The sequence below is a fragment of the Bosea sp. F3-2 genome (assembly GCF_008253865.1).
In the GTDB taxonomy this organism is placed as follows: Bacteria; Pseudomonadota; Alphaproteobacteria; order Rhizobiales; family Beijerinckiaceae; genus Allobosea.
Genome location: NZ_CP042331.1, coordinates 2542729 through 2560889 on the forward strand (window position 1 = coordinate 2542729; position 18161 = coordinate 2560889).

The 18161-nt window shown below is 66.5% G+C and carries 17 protein-coding genes; 7 read left to right on the forward strand and 10 right to left on the reverse strand.

The genetic code is table 11. The features are described from left to right. Positions 1–64: 64 nt before the first annotated feature. Entirely contained in the window at positions 65–1294 is a 1230-nt protein-coding gene (locus FQV39_RS11715; protein WP_149130451.1) for an MFS transporter, read from the reverse strand. A 338-nt stretch (positions 1295–1632) separates the two neighbouring features. On the opposite strand from FQV39_RS11715, the gene FQV39_RS11720 reads away from it, so the two are divergent. Next, a complete protein-coding gene (locus tag FQV39_RS11720; RefSeq protein ID WP_248313332.1) occupies positions 1633–2829 on the forward strand; it encodes a cell wall hydrolase in 1197 nt (398 codons plus the stop codon). Positions 2830–3006: 177 nt separating this feature from the next. Then, entirely contained in the window at positions 3007–3600 is a 594-nt protein-coding gene (locus FQV39_RS11725) for a hypothetical protein (RefSeq protein ID WP_149130452.1), read from the forward strand. Between the two features lie 130 nt (positions 3601–3730). On the opposite strand, the gene FQV39_RS11730 is transcribed toward FQV39_RS11725, so the two are convergent. The 4 genes from FQV39_RS11730 to FQV39_RS11745 form a co-directional block, all read right to left on the reverse strand. Continuing rightward, positions 3731–3997, reverse strand: coding sequence for a hypothetical protein (locus tag FQV39_RS11730; RefSeq protein WP_149130453.1), 267 nt, complete (start codon positions 3995–3997; stop codon positions 3731–3733). Between the two features lie 10 nt (positions 3998–4007). Further along, a complete protein-coding gene (infA, locus tag FQV39_RS11735) occupies positions 4008–4277 on the reverse strand; it encodes a translation initiation factor IF-1 (RefSeq protein WP_047578165.1) in 270 nt (89 codons plus the stop codon). Between the two features lie 78 nt (positions 4278–4355). Then, on the reverse strand, positions 4356–5873 hold the full coding sequence (locus FQV39_RS11740) for a DEAD/DEAH box helicase (protein WP_149130454.1): 1518 nt from the start codon (positions 5871–5873) through the stop codon (positions 4356–4358). Between the two features lie 226 nt (positions 5874–6099). Continuing rightward, positions 6100–6309: a cold-shock protein gene (locus tag FQV39_RS11745; RefSeq protein WP_149130455.1), complete on the reverse strand. Its 210-nt coding sequence runs from the start codon at positions 6307–6309 to the stop codon at positions 6100–6102. A 275-nt stretch (positions 6310–6584) separates the two neighbouring features. Here FQV39_RS11745 and FQV39_RS11750 point away from each other — a divergent pair, with 275 nt between their 5' ends. Next, a complete protein-coding gene (locus tag FQV39_RS11750; RefSeq protein ID WP_149130456.1) occupies positions 6585–7079 on the forward strand; it encodes a GFA family protein in 495 nt (164 codons plus the stop codon). 339 nt (positions 7080–7418) lie between these two features. On the opposite strand, the gene FQV39_RS11755 is transcribed toward FQV39_RS11750, so the two are convergent. From FQV39_RS11755 to FQV39_RS11765, 3 genes are all read right to left on the reverse strand, one after another. After that, positions 7419–8120 carry an HAD family hydrolase gene (locus FQV39_RS11755; RefSeq protein ID WP_149130457.1) on the reverse strand — a complete coding sequence of 234 codons (702 nt, stop codon included), beginning with the start codon at positions 8118–8120 and terminating at the stop codon, positions 7419–7421. A gap of 111 nt (positions 8121–8231) precedes the next feature. Continuing rightward, positions 8232–10916, reverse strand: coding sequence for a pyruvate, phosphate dikinase (gene ppdK, locus FQV39_RS11760; protein ID WP_149130458.1), 2685 nt, complete (start codon positions 10914–10916; stop codon positions 8232–8234). Between the two features lie 182 nt (positions 10917–11098). Further along, a complete protein-coding gene (locus FQV39_RS11765; RefSeq protein ID WP_149130459.1) occupies positions 11099–11593 on the reverse strand; it encodes a YcgN family cysteine cluster protein in 495 nt (164 codons plus the stop codon). A 242-nt stretch (positions 11594–11835) separates the two neighbouring features. Here FQV39_RS11765 and FQV39_RS11770 point away from each other — a divergent pair, with 242 nt between their 5' ends. The 3 genes from FQV39_RS11770 to FQV39_RS11780 all read left to right on the forward strand — a co-directional run bounded on the left by FQV39_RS11770 (position 11836) and on the right by FQV39_RS11780 (position 15666). Next, entirely contained in the window at positions 11836–14058 is a 2223-nt protein-coding gene (locus FQV39_RS11770) for a transglycosylase domain-containing protein (RefSeq protein ID WP_149130460.1), read from the forward strand. A 403-nt stretch (positions 14059–14461) separates the two neighbouring features. Beyond that, positions 14462–15037, forward strand: a complete 576-nt coding sequence (locus tag FQV39_RS11775) for a DUF1214 domain-containing protein (RefSeq protein WP_149130461.1) — start codon at positions 14462–14464, stop codon at positions 15035–15037. Then, a complete protein-coding gene (locus FQV39_RS11780) occupies positions 15034–15666 on the forward strand; it encodes a DUF1254 domain-containing protein (RefSeq protein WP_149130462.1) in 633 nt (210 codons plus the stop codon). Before FQV39_RS11775 ends, FQV39_RS11780 begins: the two co-directional genes overlap by 4 nt. Before the next feature lie 181 nt (positions 15667–15847). On the opposite strand, the gene FQV39_RS11785 is transcribed toward FQV39_RS11780, so the two are convergent. Together FQV39_RS11785 and FQV39_RS11790 are read right to left on the reverse strand one after the other, a co-directional pair. After that, entirely contained in the window at positions 15848–16645 is a 798-nt protein-coding gene (locus FQV39_RS11785) for a hypothetical protein (protein WP_149130463.1), read from the reverse strand. Continuing rightward, the gene (locus tag FQV39_RS11790; RefSeq protein ID WP_149130464.1) at positions 16642–16845 is read right to left on the reverse strand and encodes a hypothetical protein; all 204 of its coding nucleotides are present in this window, start codon (positions 16843–16845) and stop codon (positions 16642–16644) included. The genes FQV39_RS11785 and FQV39_RS11790 overlap by 4 nt, the downstream gene beginning before the upstream one ends. Positions 16846–17011: 166 nt before the next feature. On the opposite strand from FQV39_RS11790, the gene FQV39_RS11795 reads away from it, so the two are divergent. Then, a complete protein-coding gene (locus FQV39_RS11795; RefSeq protein WP_149130465.1) occupies positions 17012–18148 on the forward strand; it encodes a DUF2336 domain-containing protein in 1137 nt (378 codons plus the stop codon). Positions 18149–18161: the final 13 nt, after the last annotated feature.

Sequence of the window (18161 nt, forward strand, 5' to 3'; positions counted from 1 at the left end):
ACAAGGTTGCAGCGGCAGCCCGCCACCGCAACCCCGTCGGCCGTGCGTCCGATCGTCTTCCGGATCAGGCCGGCTGCGCCTGCGGCCGGTGCACCGGCCGCTCGACGATCGGCAGGTTGATCAGGGCCGAGGCGACGCCGAGCGCGACCGAGAGCCACCAGACGAACTGGTAGTTGCCCATCGATTCGTAGAGCACGCCGCCGAGCCAGACGCCAAGGAAGCCGCCGACCTGATGAGAGAAGAAGGCGAAGCCGTAGAGCATCGCCATGTACTTCGTGCCGAACATCAGCATGACCAGCGAAGAAGTCGGCGGCACGGTCGAAAGCCAGAACAGGCCGATCACGATGCCGAAGGTGATCGAGGTCACCGGGCTCGCCGGAATCAGGATGAAGGCCGCAATCGCCACGGCGCGGCCGAGATAGATCCAGGCGAGGAGATGGCGTTTCGGCATCCGCGTCGAGAGCCAGCCGGAGGAGAGCGAGCCGACCGCGTTCGCAAGGCCAATCACCGCGAGCGTCCAGCCGCCGACCCAGGCCGGCAGGCCGGCATCCTTGAGATAGGCCGGCATGTGCACGGTGATGAAGGCGAGCTGGAAGCCGCAGGTGAAAAAGCCGAGGACGAGCAGGACATAGCTGCGGTGCTTGAAAGCCTCGGCCAGCGCCTGCGTCACCGTCTGGTTCGGCAGATTGGCGGCGGCGCCAGCGGCCGCTCCGGTCTTGCGCGTCGCCAGTACGACCGAGATCGGCAGGATCGGCAGCAGCGTGAACGCAAAAACGATCAGCGCCTGCTGCCAGCCCATCGTCTCGATCAGGATATTGCCGATCGGCGGAAACAGGAACTGGCCGAAGGAGCCAGCGGCCGTGCCGGCGCCGAAGGCCATCGGCCGCCATTGCTCGGGCAGGAGCTTGCCGAAGGCGGCAAGCACGAGGTTGAACGAGCAGGCCGAGAGACCGAAGCCGATCAGCACGCCGGCGCCGAGATGGAGCTGCAGCGGCGTGGTGGCATAGGCCATCACGACGAGGCCGGCAGCATAGAGAACAGCACCGACGCAGAGCACGCGCACCGTGCCGTAGCGGTCGGCGATCGCCCCGGCGAAGGGCGCACCGAGGCCCCAGAGCAGGTTCTGGATCGCCAGCGCCAGGCCGAAGATGTCGCGGCCCCAGTGGAACTGCAGCGTCATCGGAATCTGGAACAGGCCGGCGCTCGCGCGCGGACCGAAGGTGATCAGGGCGATCAGGCAGCCGGCGGCGACGATGACCTCCGGTGCGTAGCTGCGCGCTGGAGTGGACGGCATGAAGTTCTCCCAAGAATCGGGAATGTCGGAAGTGTGGCTACACGTTATCGTCCTGCCCTGACGGCAGCCAACGCGATTTCGTGAAATTTGGCATCACGGCGCGACATGGAACGCCGGAGCGGCGGCGATGTTAACCGGCGCTCAACCTTACCAAGGCGATAACGGATTCCAACGAAGGCGCAGCGTCGTTGGCTGGGTTTTTCGTTCCGTGCGATCGGGACGGGTGTGTCGCTTTGAGTCATCGGCGTCTTCACAGGCATGGGCGGGGTCAGCGCCCTCTCGGCATCAAATGGGCCGCGAACACGGTCGCGCCCTGGGCGCTGTCAGTCGGCTTGCTTGTGTCTTTCACCGCCTCCGCCGGCCAGAATTTCGGGCCGACCGGCCTGCCCTCCAGCGCCATCGCCCGGGTTACGCCCGGCCCCGCCTCGGAGCTGGCTGAGGGCCCCTCGATGCTGGTCGCGGCCAGCGCTTTCCGTCTGCCCGGCCTTGCGCTGACCTCCGCCGTCACCCAGGCCAAGCTCTCCTTCGAGGATCCGGAGCGTCGGATCGTCGTCGATCCGCGCGCACCGCGCGAAGATCTGAAGCGCACCGTTGCCAACTTTCCCGAAGTCGACCGCACCGCCAAGGGCGACATGCTGCCGAGCCTGCGGCCCGGTCTCTCCGAACACCCTTCCATCGAGCTGGAGCGCGTCGTCTTCGGCGACACCCAACCCAAGCTGATTTCCGGCGGCTTCTCGCTCGACGCGCAGCGCGCGGCCGAGGCTGTCGATGGCCCGCAGACCGGCTTCGAGCCCTATGCCAACGAGGAGGGCCTGACCGATCCGGCCCTGTCGGATTCCTCGCCTGTCTCGCTCAAGCCGAAGATCACCTCGGCGCGGCAGGCGGAGCTCTATCTCGAGAGCATCGACGGCTCCTCGCCATCGGTGCCGCAGGCGAACCGGCAATCCTCCTCGACGCCGCTGGTCGGCTCGGTGATCGGCACGCTGACGCCGCCCGCCCTGCCCGCGCATGGCGCGCCGCAGCAGCGCAGCCGTGTCGCGCTCGCCTCGGCGCCGGCCAATCGCGACCTGCGGCTGGCGGAGCCCGGCGTGAAGCAGGACTACACCGACCTGATCGCGCCGGAGGCCATGGCGAAGGAACAGCGCTGCCTGGCGGAGGCGGTCTATTTCGAGGCGCGCTCGGAATCCTTCCAGGGCCAGGCTGCGGTGGCGCAGGTCGTGCTCAATCGCGTGAAGAGCGGGCTTTATCCGAGCAGCGTCTGCGGTGTCGTCTACCAGAACAGCAACCGCTATCTCTCCTGCCAGTTCACCTTTACCTGCGAAGGCAAGTCGCTACGCATCACGGAGCCGGGCTCCTGGCGCGACGCGGTCAGGATCGCGCGCGAAGTCTATGAGGGCACGACCTATCTGCCCGAGGTCGGCGCCTCCACGCACTATCACGCCAACTATGTCCGCCCGTACTGGGCGAAGAAGCTGAAGAAGATGGACACGATCGGCCAGCACGTCTTCTACCAGCTTCGGCCAGGGCAGAGCTGATCGCTAAAAATCGAGCCTTTCCATTGACTTGGGCGCAATCTGCATAAATGCAGCCGCAAGCTCGACTTGGTTAATTTTACCTTGTTTTAGCGTTTACCTTGCGTTCATCACTTCGAACGGGCTTTCTGACCACAACGAACGGCGCGCTGACGCCGGAACCGACAGGTCAGGTCCAACATGGTGCGCTCGCTCCCGTCATCCCGGATCATTGCCGCCTCGGCCTTTGCCACCACGCTTCTCCTCGGCGTTTCCGCGGCGGAGGCCGGCGGCTGCCGCGGCTCCGCCTGCTACAATCTCGTCACCGCGCCACCGGTCTACGGCACCATCAATGAGACCTATCAGGTTCGGCCCGCCCAGACGCAGCATCGCGTCGTCCCGGCCGCATACGAGACCGTGACCGACAACGTGATGATCGCGCCGGAACGGCGCATCGCGCACCGCCGCGCCGCCGTCTACGACACCGTAACCGAGAAGGTGCTTGTCGCGCCCGCTACCCGTCGCTGGGACGTGACCCGCGATGCCTGGGGCAACACGGTCGGCTGCTGGGTCGAGGTGCCAGCGCAATACGGCTACCAGAGCCGCCGGGTCGAGGTTTCGCCGGCCACCATCGAGTACGAGATGGTTCCGGCAGTCTACACGCAGCGTCAGCGCAAGGTGATGGTGCGTCCCACCGAAGTCGTGCGGGAAGAGATCCCCGCCGCCTACGAGACGCGGCAGCGCCAGGTTCTGGTCAGCCCCGCCTCGCAATACTGGTCCCGCGCCGGCTACTGAGCCGACCGGGCAGAGTTTCACGCAGACCCTTTTTTTACCACGGAAATGACCACTTACGCCCCGGCCTCGCGCCGGGGTTTTTTCTTGGTGCCGAGGCTTTTGGGGTCGCTTTGCGGCGCGCGCCGTCCGCTCAGATGTAGCGTTCACCCAACAGGAACACGCAGACCCCGACGACGAAGGCGAGGAAGCGGGCGGGCATGCTGACCAGCGTGCCGGGCGAGCGGCCTACCGCGTAGCCGATCAGCAGCTCCGTGAGGCCAAGCCCCAGCAGCACGATGACAAAAGGCGGAAAGGCCCCGTCGCGAACGACGAAGCCGGCCTCTGCAGCATAGGCAACGATGGCGCCAAGGGCAGCGCCCAGCGCGACGAAAAGGAGTTCGTGGCGCGAGAGGCGCATCCGTGTCGTCTCAGCGACGGCGGAAGTTCTGACGCGGCGGACCGCCGGGAGCCGGGCCGGCCGTCTTCTGACGGAAATTGATGCGGCCGCGATCGAGATCATAAGGCGACATCTCGACGATGACGCGGTCTCCCGCGATGGTGCGGATACGGTTCTTCTTCATCTTGCCGGCCGCATAAGCCAGGATCACATGGTCGTTGTCGAGCTTGACCCGGTAGTTGCCGTCCGGGAGCACCTCGACCACGGTGCCGTCGAATTCAAGCAGTTCTTCTTTCGCCATCTGTCGTCCTTCGTGAGCCCTTAGGCGCGGGAGCGGGCCATCATCGGGGAGGCCCGTCCGGTTCTGGTCGATCGCGCGTCAGCGCGCGCGCCGCCGGGCGCCGTTGGTGCGTGGTTGCTGTGTTCTTTGCTGCAAGAACGCGACGCCGCCAAGCCCTTCTTTTGCGGAAGCCGCTTCTTTTCGCTGCTGCACCTGCTCAGGGCGCTGCGGCCGCTCGGCATTGCGCGGGCGATGCTCCTGTCGATCCTGACGTTCCGGCCGCGGGCCGCCGCCATTGGCATGGTTGCGGTGGCCGGCGTGCTCGGCGCGCTTGCCCTGCTGGGACTGTTGCCCATTCGGCCTGCCCTGCCCTTGCGGGCGGCTCTGCTGCTGGCCCTGCGGACGGCTCTGCTGGCCCTGCGGGCGGCTTGGCTGCTGGCCGCGCCCACCACGATTCTGCTGCGGCTTCTTCGGCGTGCGTCCGTCCCAATACGGCACCTCGCCGACCGGAGTCGGCTTGACGCCGGTCAGCTTCTCGATCGCAGCGAGATCGCCACGCTCTTCCGGCGTGCAGAAGGCGATGGCGAGGCCGGCCGCGCCGGCGCGCGCGGTGCGGCCGATACGATGGACATAGGTCTCCGGCACGTTCGGCAGGTCGTAGTTCACGACATGGCTGATGCCATCGACGTCGATGCCGCGGGCAGCGATGTCGGTCGCGACCAGAATGCGCAGCGAACCGTCGCGGAAAGCACCGAGCGCGCGCTCGCGCTGACCCTGGCTCTTGTTGCCGTGGATCGCCGCCGCCCCGATGCCGGCCTGATCGAGCTGACGCACGACCTTGTCGGCGCCGTGCTTGGTGCGGGTGAAGACGATCGCCCGCTCCATCTCCGGCACGTTCAGCGTCTTGGCCAGCAGTGCCGGCTTGTCATTCGGCTCGGTGAAGATGACGCGCTGGTCGATCTTCTCGGCCGTGGTCGCAACCGGGGTCACCGCGACCTCGACCGGATCGGTGAGATAGGCGGAGGCGATCTCGCGGATCGGCTTCGGCATGGTCGCCGAGAAGAGCAGCGTCTGGCGCTCCTTCGGGATCAGCGTCGCGATGCGGCGCAGCGCGTGGATGAAGCCGAGGTCGAGCATCTGGTCGGCCTCGTCGAGGACGAGGAACTCGATCTCGCGCAGCGAAACGGCCCGCTGATCGACGAGGTCGAGCAGACGGCCGGGGGTGGCGACGAGGATGTCGATTTTGTCGCCAAGAGCGCGGATCTGCTTGCCGACCGGCACGCCGCCGAAGATCACCGTCGAGCGCAGCGTGGTGAACTGCGCGTAGGTGCGGATCGAAGTCTCGATCTGGGCCGCGAGCTCGCGCGTCGGCGAAAGGATCAGCACGCGCACCGCGCGCTGCGGCATCTGGCGCGGCTTGCCGAGCAGCCGATGCAGCATCGGCAGCGAGAAGGCAGCCGTCTTGCCGGTACCGGTCTGGGCGGCGCCGAGCAGGTCACGGCCCTGGAGAATGTGGGGGATCGCCTGCGCCTGGATCGGCGTCGGCGTTTCATAGCCCTCGGCCGCGAGCGCCTTGAGCAGCGGCTCGGCGAGGCCGAGTTCGGTGAATTTGGTCAAGAAGGATCTTTCCGGACGCCGGAATGCGAAGGGCGCATGTGGAATTCGGCTGCGCCACAGGCCCGCATCCGGCCTGATACTGATAGTCGGACCCGCCGGCGAACCGCTGGAGAACGCGTGATCCGATCAGGTTGCAACCTGATCGGATCCGGTTCCAGCCCACAGCGCCGGCGGGCTTGTCGTGGACCGGGCGGCAGGGCGCCGTCCCGGCGATGATATCGTCGCCTCAGGCGACGACGAGGTTGCCGGCCGAGGTCTTGCCGGTCTTGCGATCGGCAACGAGTTCATAGGAGACGACCTGGCCGTCGCGCAGCTCGCGCAGGCCGGCGCGCTCGACGGCGCTGATGTGGACGAAAACGTCCTGGCCGCCGTTCTCAGGCGTGATGAAGCCGTAGCCCTTGGTGGAGTTGAACCACTTCACGGTGCCCTTGTTCATGGGGTTAGTCCTTACGTTTCAGATCCGCGTCTATCGTGATGACACGACGGGACGCGCGGACGCCTCGCCATGGCCTTGTAGCGATGTGTGGTGGATCTGATTCGTAACCGCCACCGGACAAGCCGCCAAGCGGAGGGGTGGCCAGAACCCGGCCGCATCTCGTCTTACGTCGTGCTCACTAGCATGGATTGCAAGAACGGTCCAGCAAGCCGACTTCAAGCATCCCGGAACACGCTGCGAAAGCCGGTGTTTGACTGCTGAATGGAGGCTGCATCATGCCGATAAAGCTCAAAGGCTCATGCCGCTGCGGAGCGGTTCACTTCTCGGTCGAGAGCCATGCGCCCGTCCCCTATCAGCTCTGCTATTGCTCGATTTGCCGCAAGACCGCTGGCGGCGGTGGCTTCGCGATCAACCTATCGGCCGAGGCCGAGACGCTGAAGGTCGAGGGCGAAGACGCCATAGGCAGCTTCAGCGCCGAGATCCGCGACGATGACGGCACCTGCGAACGATCCGAGGCGCAGCGCCGCTTCTGCACGATCTGCGGGACCGCGCTGTGGCTGTTCGACCCACGCTGGCCGGATTTGCTGCATCCCTTCGCCTCGGCGATCGACAGCGAGCTGCCACCGGCTCCGGAGAAGACCCATGTCATGCTGCGCTTCAAGGCCGGCTGGGTCGATCCGGATATCGCAGCGAGCGATCAGAGCTTCGCAGAGTACCCGGAGGAATCGATCGAGGAATGGCATCGCAAACGCGGCCTCTGGATCGACTGAATGCCGGCTGCGAACAGGCGAGAGCATTGTGCTTTAAGCTGGAATCGCAAGGCACAGGCTGGCGCGACGCTTCCCCTCCCCCACCCATCTCGGGCTTGCCCGAGATGGGCAGAGATGAGGGCCAAAGTCGGCAACAGCCGACTTTGGTGGGGAGGAGCAGGGGTGGGGGTCGAAAAGCAAGGGCGATCGACGGGGACGTGTTTTCGGCGCTGCTGCCACGGCACCGAACCTCCAGCCGGTCACCAGGCGGCACCACCCCCACCCCTCTCCCCTCCCCACAAGGGGGAGGGGAAGAGTACGCATCGCCAGCGTGGCGGTTCAATCTAAGGGCAGGTTGCTCTACCGCGCGAGTTGCGCAACGAGGCCACGCAAAGGGCCAAGATGCGGTATCGCGCAATAGCGCCCATGCCCCACCGGCTCCTCCGCATGTTCCAGCACCCAGGTCAGCTCATGCGGGACATGAACCGCCCAGGCGCCAGCCTCCAGCGCCGGCAAAATATCCGACTTCAACGAATTGCCGACCATCATGGCCCGCCCCGCCCCGTCGCCGTGGCGAGAGAAAATGCGCTCGTAGATGGGGGCCTTCTTGTCGCAGACGATCTCGACCGCATGGAAGAAATCGCCAAGGCCGGACTGGGCGAGCTTGCGTTCCTGGTCGAAGAGATCGCCCTTGGTGATCAGTACGAGCCGGTAGTCGCCGGACAGGGCTTCGAGCGTCTCATGGACATGCGGCAAGGTCTCGACCGGATGGGCCGCCATCTCGCGGCCAGCGGCGAGGATCTCGCCGATGACGGCAGCCGGCACCTGCCCTTTGGTGATCTCGATCGCCGTCTCGATCATCGAGAGCACGAAGCCCTTGATGCCGAAGCCGTAGAAGCCGAGGTTGCGCCTCTCCGCTTCGAGCAAGCGGCCGGAAATCTCGGCCGCCTCGCCATGTTCACCGAGCAGCGCAACGAAACGGTCTTCCGTCATGCGGAAGAACTGCTCGTTCTGCCAGAGCGTGTCGTCGGCATCGAAGCCGATGGTGGTCAGTCGGGACATGGCGAAAGCCTTCTCACGACCGGGCGTCATTCCCGGGCGCCGCGCAGCGGCAAACCGGGAATCTCGTCGAAGAGATGCTCGGGTCAAGCCCGAGCATGACGTGAGCTGCCCTCAACCATCCTTCGGCTTGATCGCACCCAGCGCCGCCTGCGCGGCGGCGAGGCGGGCTATCGGCACGCGGAAGGGCGAGCAGGACACGTAGTCGAGGCCGACGCTCTCGCAGAAGCCAATCGAGGCCGGGTCGCCGCCATGCTCGCCGCAGATGCCGAGCTTGATGCCGGAACGGGTCTTGCGGCCGCGCTCGGCGGCGAGCTTGACCAGTTCGCCGACGCCATCCTGGTCGATGGTGACGAAGGGATCGGCCTCCAGCAGTCCCTTGGCGGTGTAGGAACCAAGGAAGGAGGAGGCGTCGTCGCGGCTGATGCCGAGCGTCGTCTGCGTCAGGTCGTTGGTGCCGAAGGAGAAGAACTCGGCGCTCTCGGCGATCTCGGCAGCGCGCAGCGCAGCACGCGGCAGCTCGATCATGGTGCCGACCTGATAGTCGATGTTGGTGCCGCTTTCCGCGATCACGGCCTTGGCCATGGCGTCGATGCGGCCCTTGACCAGGTCGAGCTCCGGCTTGCCCATCACGAGCGGCACCATCACCTCGGGGATCACCGGCTTGCCGGTTTCCCTGGCGGCGATGACGGCGGCCTCGAAGATGGCGCGGGCCTGCATCTCGGCGATTTCCGGGAAGGCCACCGCCAGGCGGCAGCCGCGGAAGCCGAGCATCGGGTTGAATTCGTGCAGTTCGGCCGCGCGCTGGCGCAAAGCATCGGAGCTGACGCCGAGCGCCGCAGCGACCTCGGCGATCTCCTTCTCGCCGTTCGGCAGGAATTCGTGCAGCGGCGGGTCGAGCAGGCGGATCGTGACCGGCAACCCGCTCATGATGGTGAAGAGCTGGACGAAGTCCTGGCGCTGCACCGGCAGCAGCTTGGCGAGCGCCGCGCGCCGGCCCTTATCGTCCTGCGCGAGGATCATCTCGCGGACCGCCTGAATGCGGTTCTCATCGAAGAACATGTGCTCGGTGCGGCAGAGCCCGATGCCCTCGGCGCCGAATTCGCGGGCGGTCTTGGCGTCTTCCGGCGTCTCGGCATTGGCGCGGACCTTGAGGCGGCGGACCTTGTCGGCCCAGCCCATCAGCGTCGCGAACTCGCCGGAGAGCTCCGGCTTCTGCATCTTGACCTCGCCGAGCAGCACCTGGCCGTTGCCGCCGTCGATGGTGAGGAAATCGCCCGCCTTCAGCGTCGTGCCGCCGATCGCGAGCGTGCCCTTGGCATAGTCGACGCGGATCTGGCCGGCGCCGGAGACGCAGGGCTTACCCATGCCGCGTGCCACGACGGCCGCGTGCGAGGTCATGCCGCCGCGCGTGGTCAGGATGCCTTCGGCGGCATGCATGCCGTGGATGTCCTCAGGCGACGTCTCGACGCGCACGAGGATGACCTTCTTGCCGGCCTTCTTGGCGGCTTCCGCATCGTCCGAATTGAAGACGATCTCGCCGGCGGCAGCGCCGGGCGAGGCCGGCAGGCCGGTGGTGAGCACGCGGCGCTCGGCCTTGGGGTCGATGGTCGGGTGCAAGAGCTGGTCGAGGGCGGAAGGCTCGACGCGGCCGACCGCCTCCTCCTGCGTGATCAGCCCCTCGCTGGCGAGATCGACCGCGATGCGCAGCGCCGCCTTGGCGGTGCGCTTGCCGGACCGGGTTTGCAGCATCCAGAGCTTGCCCTCCTGGATCGTGAACTCCATGTCCTGCATGTCGCGATAGTGCTTCTCGAGGATGCCGTAGATGCGGACGAGCTCCGCATAGGCCTCCGGCATCGCCTTCTCCATCGACGGCTTGTCGGAGCCGGCCTCCTTCTTCGCCGCCTCGGTGATGTCCTGCGGCGTACGGATGCCGGCGACGACGTCCTCGCCCTGGGCGTTGATCAGGAACTCGCCATAGAGCGCGTTCTCGCCGGTCGAAGGGTTGCGGGTGAAGGCCACGCCGGTCGCGGAGGTGTCGCCCATATTGCCGAACACCATCGACTGGACGTTGACCGCCGTGCCCCAGGAGGCCGGAATGCTGTTGAGCTCGCGATACTTGATGGCGCGGGCGTTCATCCAGGAGGAGAAGACGGCGCCGACAGCGCCCCAGAGCTGCTTTTCCGGCTCCTGCGGGAAGTCGGAGCCGAGCTCCTTCTTGACGATCTCCTTGTACTTGCCGACCAGCACCTTCCAGTCGTCGGCCTTGAGGTCGGTGTCGAGGTGGAGGCCCTTGCGCTCCTTGTAGTCCTCAAGCGCCTCCTCGAAGAGGCCGTGATCCACGTCGAGCACGACGTTGGAGTACATGGTGATGAAGCGGCGATAGCTGTCCCAGGCGAAGCGCTCGTCGCCAGAGGCCTTCGCCACCGCCGCGACGGTCTCGTCGTTGAGCCCGAGATTGAGGACGGTGTCCATCATGCCCGGCATCGAGGCGCGTGCGCCGGAGCGGACGGAGACGAGCAGCGGGTTGGCGGGGTCGCCGAAGGTCTTTCCGGTGAGCCTGGCCATGCCGCCGAGCGCGGCCTTGACCTGCCCGTCGAGATCGGCCGGGAAGCTCTTGCCGTTGTCGTAATACGCCGTGCAGACGTCGGTGGTGATGGTAAAGCCGGGCGGGACCGGCAGGCCCAGATTGCTCATCTCGGCGAGGTTCGCGCCCTTGCCGCCGAGCAGGTTCTTCATCCCAGCCTCGCCTTCGGCCTTGCCGTCGCCGAAAGTGTAGACCCACTTCCCACCAGCCATCACTTCAACCTCTTCGTTTGCAGCCGGACGCAGCAACGCCGCGGCGATGCGAAAGTTTCGTGTGCATGCCGTCGATGCCTTGGCGGCACCGGCGGCGGGACGGGGCGGTCATGCCCAAAAGCACCTGAACAATCAATGAGCAGGTGCAACAAAATCCCGGGCAGCGCACAAAGGCCGATGCTTCATTTCGCGCGACCTCGCGCGGCGCGCGGCCAGCGCAGCGGCCAATTGACGATGCGTTCGGCCACCTCCTCCTCCGGCACATCGTCCTCCGAGGCGAAGACCCGGCCGCGAACGGACACGCCGGCCGCGACCACGGTTTCGGGATCGCCGGAAACGAGAGGATGCCACCAGGGCAGATCCTGGCCTTCCGCGACGAGGCGATAGGCACAGGTCGGCGGCAGCCAGGGGAGCGTGCGCACGTCCTGCGGCGTCAGCGTCACACAGTCCGGCACCTTGAGCGAACGGTTCGGGTAGTCCCTGCAGCGGCAGGTTCCAGCGTCGAACAACCGACAGCCGACATCGGTCGCGAAGATGCGGCCGGTATCTTCGTCCTCGAGCTTCACGAGGCAACAGCGGCCACAGCCATCGCACAGCGATTCCCACTGCTCCACTGACATCGCTTCGAGCGGGGTGGTGCGCCAGAACGGCTCGTCTTTCGGCTGCTTCAGCGTCATGACCGGCTTATGCGCCGCCGCGCGCCAAGATGGAAGAGCGCCGCTTCGACGACCGTTCCTGTGTCAAGGCGGGACAACGGCACTGGCTCGCTTCCTGCTGCGGGAAAAGGTTTCTTTGCGCCTGTCTCTTATCTGAAGACGGCGCGCGACTATGTGTCCATTCTCGGACGCAATGCTGTTGCCAAGACGATCATGGCACGGCAGGACTGTGTCGGGGGCCATTCGGGAAGCCTGGAACGGCCATGGAGTTCAGGAAGGCAGGCTGGAAGACGCGGCTGAAGCGCTATGCGCTCGCCGCCGATTCATGGCTCGATGCCAGCCTGTGGGGCGCGGGGCGCCGCGCCGGAGAAATCTATGAGCGCATCCGCAGCCATGCCGACCGGCTGACTGTCACCGGCGCCAGGCGCGTCGCCGCCGAATTCGCAAGCGAAGGGCTGAATATCGGCATCGTCGGCTCGCTCATCCTGCTGATGCTCTCCCTACCCGCCTTCCGCATCGGCAGCGAGGAAGCGCTCAAGAACCAGGTCCTCGCCGTCACCTTCCTCGACCGCTACGGCGCGCCGATCGGCCATCGTGGGGCGCGTCACGACGATTCCCTCAAGCTGGAGGAGATGCCCGACCATCTGCTCAAGGCCGTGCTGGCGACCGAGGACCGCCGTTTCTACGACCATTTCGGCATCGATGTGATCGGCACCTTCCGGGCCTTGATGGTCAACACCCGGGCTTCGGGCGTGGTCCAGGGCGGTTCGTCATTGACCCAACAGCTCGCCAAGAACCTGTTCCTCAACAACGAGCGTTCGCTCGACCGCAAGATCAAGGAAGCCTTCCTGGCGCTGTGGCTGGAGACCCGGCTGACCAAGAATGAGATCCTCAAGCTCTATCTCGACCGCGCCTATATGGGCGGCGGCACCTTCGGCGTCGCGGCGGCGGCCGAATACTATTTCGGCAAGTCGGTGAGGGACGTTTCGCTGGCCGAGGCGGCGATGCTCGCCGGCCTGTTCAAGGCGCCGACGAAATATGCGCCGCATGTGAACCTGCCGGCCGCCCGCGCGCGCGCCAACGACGTGCTCAATGCCATGGTCGATGCCGGCTTCATGACCGCCGGCCAGGTCGACAGCGCCAAGCGCAACCCGGCCACACCGGTCGATCGCAAGCGCGATTCCAGCCCCGACTACTATCTCGACTGGGCCTTCGACACGGTGAAGGAACTGGCGACGGACGGCAAGCTCGGGCCCGATCGCGTGCTGCTGGTGAAGACGCCGCATGATTCCGCGATCCAGGCCCGCGCGGACGAAGCGATCGAGACGGTTCTGCGCCAGCATGGCCCGGCCTACCGCGTCAAGCAGGCCGCGACCGTCATCATGGACCCGGACGGGGCGGTGCGCGCGATCGTCGGCGGCCGGGACTATGGGGCCAGCCAGTTCAACCGCGCGACGGCGAGCCAGCGCCAGCCCGGCTCCTCCTTCAAGGTCTATGTCTACGCGGCGGCGCTCTCGTCCGGTCTCTACAAGCCCACCACCACCGTCACTGACCGCCCGGTCTGCATCGGCAACTGGTGCCCGAACAATTACGGCCGCTCCTACGCCGGCTCGATGCCGCTGACCGTCGCGCTGGCCAAGTCGATCAACACGATCCCGGTGCAGATGTCGATCGCCATCGGCCGCGCCACCGGCGAGACACACGAGGCGCGCGCGGCCGCGATCGGACGCAAGAAGATCGTCGAGACCGCCCGTGCCATGGGCCTGACCACGCCGCTGACCGACACCGTCTCGCTGCCGATCGGCGCGGCCGAGGTCACCGTCATCGACCAGGCGGCGGGCTATGCCTCCCTCGCCAATGGCGGCAAGCGGGCGAAGCCCTATGCCGCCCTCGAGATCAGCAACTCGCAGGGCGAGGTGATCTATCGCCATGACCGGGACGAGCCGCCGCCGAAGCAGGTGCTGAGCGCGCAGGTCGCACAGGACATGAACTTCATGCTCTCGAAAGTGCCGACCGAAGGCACCGGCCGCCGCGCGGCGCTGGACGGCGTCGTGACGGCCGGCAAGACCGGCACCACCAATGGCTACAAGGACGCCTGGTATGTCGGCTACTCCGGCAACCTCGTCGGGGCCGTCTGGTTCGGCAACGACAATTCGGCGGAGACCGCCAACATGACCGGCGGCTCGCTGCCGGCGATGACCTTCAAGGAGATCATGCAATTCGCCCATCAGGGGCTGGAGCTGAAGCCGATTCCGGGCGTGCCCACCACTGATCCGAAGGCTTTGGCCGTAGCCAAGGCCGGCCCGGCGGCGCCTGATGCGGGTCCGCTGCCGGGGCCGGGCGCCGGGCACATGCCGCGGCAATCCTTCGAGGTGCTGTCGGCGGTCGGCTCGCTGTTCAAGACGATCGAGCGGTCGCGCATGGCCGGCAAGCCTGTGCAGGTCGGCATCCGTGAGGTCTCCGGGGCCGACACGCGGTTGCGCTAGAGGCTGCTGATTTGACGCGGAACCACGCCGTCATCCCATGGCTGTCCGGTTGGTTTTGAGTACCGTCTTAGAAAGCACAATGGATCGAAGGCTTTCCAGAGAACAGCGACGGAGATGACAGGCGCGGGGAACCCCTCCCCCTTGTGGGGAGGGGCAGGGGTGGGGGTCGAACGATTGGGTTCAACGCTCACCAAGCGGCACCACCCCCATCCCCATACCCTTCCCCACAAGGGGGGAAGGGAGGAGACCGTGCTGGCACCCGCCAGCGCGATACGAACCGGACAGCCATGCCGTCATCCCGGGCTTCCATGAAAACGCAGCGGCCTCCAGGCACGCACGGTTGACGACCCGAGTTCACAGGGGTCAATTCGCGTCAGGGGCATTACGCCAGCGGAAGGCAAGCGTGCGGATTCTCGATCTCGCCTATATCCTGGCGCTCGGAGCCGGGCTCGGCCTTGGCTCCGCACATTGGGCCGTGGCCGGCCGGCCCGCTCTCGGCAAGGTCGAGGTCGGGGCCTGGACGGCCTGGCCGCGCAGCGGCGGGCGCGACATCGACCCCTATATGCGCGCCTATCTCGCCCGCGGCGTCCATCTGCCGCTGGGTTCCGGCGAAGGCCTCGAGCTCATCGCCGAGCGCGACGATGACGGACAGTTGCTCGATGGGCGCTGCCGCTACCGGTTGTCCGGCACCACGCCGACGACGCGCGGCTGGACGCTCGGCGTCACCGATAGCGACGGGCTGCCGTTCCGACTGCCGCTGGAACGCGCGAGCTTCACGGATTCCGAGATCGTCCGCCCCGAGGACGGGCAATTATCGATCGCGGCGGCTGCAACGCCCGTGGCAGGCAACTGGCTTCCCCTGCCGGCGAGCGGGCGCTTCCAGTTCCGCTTACGCCTTTACGACACCCCGATCTCCAGCCAGACCGGCGAGACGCGCGCCACCAACCTGCCCCGCATCGCACGCCTCGACTGCCGATGAGCGCGATTGAACACGACGTGGCGATGGCCCCTGCTCCACCCGCCGCAAAATGGAAAGCCCGGCTGCGCAGCGGCTTCGTGCGCCTTGTCATGACCACGCTGGCGGGGCTGATCCTTGCCGCCATCGTGCATATCGTCACCATCCTGGCCGTGCCCGCACTGTCCTTGCGCGATGCCGCGCATGCCTACCGTGAACTGGGTACCGACGGCCATGCCCAACTCATCCCGGTGCCTGGCCAAGCGCGGGGGCTGCCGACGCTGCGCGAAGCCGACCCCGATGTCGTCACGGCGATCTGCAGCTACGATCTCTCCAACGGACCGATGCGCGTCGTCGCCAGAACTGGCGTTCTGCCGCTCGGTCTGACGCTGCACCGCCAAGGCGGCGGCGTGATCTACGCGATCACCGACCGGGCGGCGATCCGCGGCGTGCTCGAATTCCTGGTCATGACCGAAGCCCAGCGCGACGAGCGCATCGCAGCCGACGAGGAAGGCGAAACCAGCCGGGAGCTGCGGATCGTCTCCGATACCGATCAGGGACTGATCGTGGTGCGCGTCCTCTTCCGCCTGCCCTCTGACAGGGCCGATGCCGAAGCACTCGCGACCGGTGTCGAATGCGGGATGGCGAACTGAGCGAGACCCGATTCGGCGACACTGGAGCCCTTTTCGATCAGGTTTGATCGCAGCAGCCGTCATTGCGAGGAGCGAAGCGACGAAGCAATCCAGGGGGACTGGGTTGAACGTCTCACCCAGTCCCCCTGGATTGCTTCGCTGCGCTCGCAATGACGGTTCAGACTGATCGAAAAATGCTCATCTACCCCTTGTAGACGACGGGTCGCTTGCCCTCGCCGAAAGCGCCATTGAGCGGCATCTGGCAGAGCGGCGCGGACTCGGCCGCCAGCGCCATGATCGCGCGTTCAGCCCGAACCGCCTCCCGCGAAGGCATCTCGACGACGAGATTGGTCAGCGCGTAGCGATAGCTCCTGATCCGGAAATCCAGGCGCTCGCAGACCCAGTAGATCAGGCCCTCGTTCTCGATCACGCGTGCCATGGCCGGCTCCTGCTTGCCGGGGACGACATCCGGCGAAGCCTCGGCGGTACGCATGCGGACGCGATCCATGGTGACGACGCGCATTGCATTGGCGCGGAACGGGCCAACCAGCAGGCGGTCGGCATTCGCGTCCTCCGCGAGGCGGTTATAGCGCGAGGCCTGCGAGGCGAAGGACATCGAGGTCAGCCCGCGGAAATAATCCGAGACGTCCGTCGACTGAGCCGCAACGGGCAGGATGCGGGTATGGGCGAGATTGGAAATCTCTCCCTGGAAGACGCTGTGCGGGCTGCCGGGCATGATGAAGCGCCAGGCGCGATCACGAAGCTGCTCCTCATCATCCGTCAGGCGGAAATAGGACGCAGCCTCCCCCCGGGCCGCTGCCGCGAGGAAGCCGCTCTCTGGCGCGATGAGTTGCGACCAGACAGTCGGGCGCGGGCGGCCGAGATCGCCGTCGGTCGCCGTGCAGGCGGCAAGGGCAAGCGCAGACGTCAGCGCCAGGGCGGCAACGGTTAGGGACGGCGGTCCGGCCCGCAGCGTTTCGTCGGGTAGGCGTCGTCTCACGCGGGCTGCCTGTGATCCATCTTCCGCACCGCCTTGCGCGGGCGCCGCGCAGGGCGCGCCTTGGCCTGAAGCGGAGAGGTTTCGGCAGCCTGCTCGTAGCGGACGCCAGTGAAGAACAGGATTTCCGCCATACGTCGCGGAAACGGGCAGGATCGTGCCTGCGGGTAGCGATAGAGCGCAAAGGGGATGATGACGGCCATGAAGCGCCTCCTATCCAGCGCCCGAGTTCTGATCGCGAGAGCCGTTCTGGTGCGCAAGGCCGCACCCGAGGGCCCTCAAGAACATCAGGCGCCAGCATGGTTAACGTGGCCTTAATGCCTCGGGGATAATCTTAGCGAACCCGTCGGAATCGCAGCCGAGCCAACCATGCCTGCCCGTATATCCCAGGAACTCGCCGACCTTGCCCGCCTCGCCCGCAACGGTGACCTCGGCCTCAGTCAGGTCTCGCTGCGGGTGAAGGCCGATCTGCTGATGTCGACCCCGCAGCCGCCGCGGGAGGATCTCGCCGCCTTCAGCGAGATGGCTGTGGCACTGATTCCGACCATCGACGAGCCGACAGCGTTGATCCTGGCGCGCAAGCTTGCAGGTTGGCGGCATACCCCGATCGCGGTGCTGACAATGCTGGCCGCGCGCGGCGGCGCCGTGCTGATCGAGATGCTGCGTCACGGCATGCCGCTCTCGCCTGCCGAGCTCGAACGGCTTGCCGAGACCGGTGATACAGCGATCCGCGGCGCCCTCGCCGCCCGCAAGGACCTCACCAACACCGCAGTCCTGCTGCTGGTCTCCGAAGCCGACCGCGTTATCGACCTCGCGCTGATCGACAATCGCGAGGCGCCGCTGCCTCGCGCCGCCGTCGATACTCTGATCGCCCGCTCACAGGCCGATGCGGCCTATCAGCTCGGCCTTCTGGCGCGAGAAGATCTGTCCAATCTCGAACTCGCACCGCTCTTCCTGCGCGCGGGATCTGAGCGCCGCCTCGCCATCCTCGAATCGCTGATGGCGCGCGAGGCCCTGCATCCGGGCGAGCGGCGGCCGGCCGTGGGAAGCGCGGCCTTTGCCGACTGGCTCACACTGGCCGGCGACGACCGCGCGAGCGCGTTCGCGGCGGTCGCCGGGCATCTCGGCGGCGGCGCGCCGTTCGCCGCTGCGATCGCGGGCGATGCCTCACGCGATCTTGCGGCCCTGAGCCTCATTGCCAGCGGCGTGCGCGTCGAAGACGCAACGCGCTTCCTGATCCGCCTCGGCGACGAGACGGCGCATTCGGTCGAACGGATCTTCGCACTGGTCGATCTGATGCGCCTGGTCAAGCCATCGATCGCGTTCCGGCTGGCGATGCTGATCGCCGGCGTGCAGCCCGTGTCCGCTCCTCAGCGCAAAGGCCAGTACCAGCCGGCGATGGACCCGAGCGGAACGCCGGCCCGGCCCGGCGCGGCCCGGCCGGATGCTCAGCCCGGTCTCTCCGAGGTTCTCGGCCGGATCGGCGCAAGGCGCGAGCGGGGCTGAGAGAAAGCGCTAG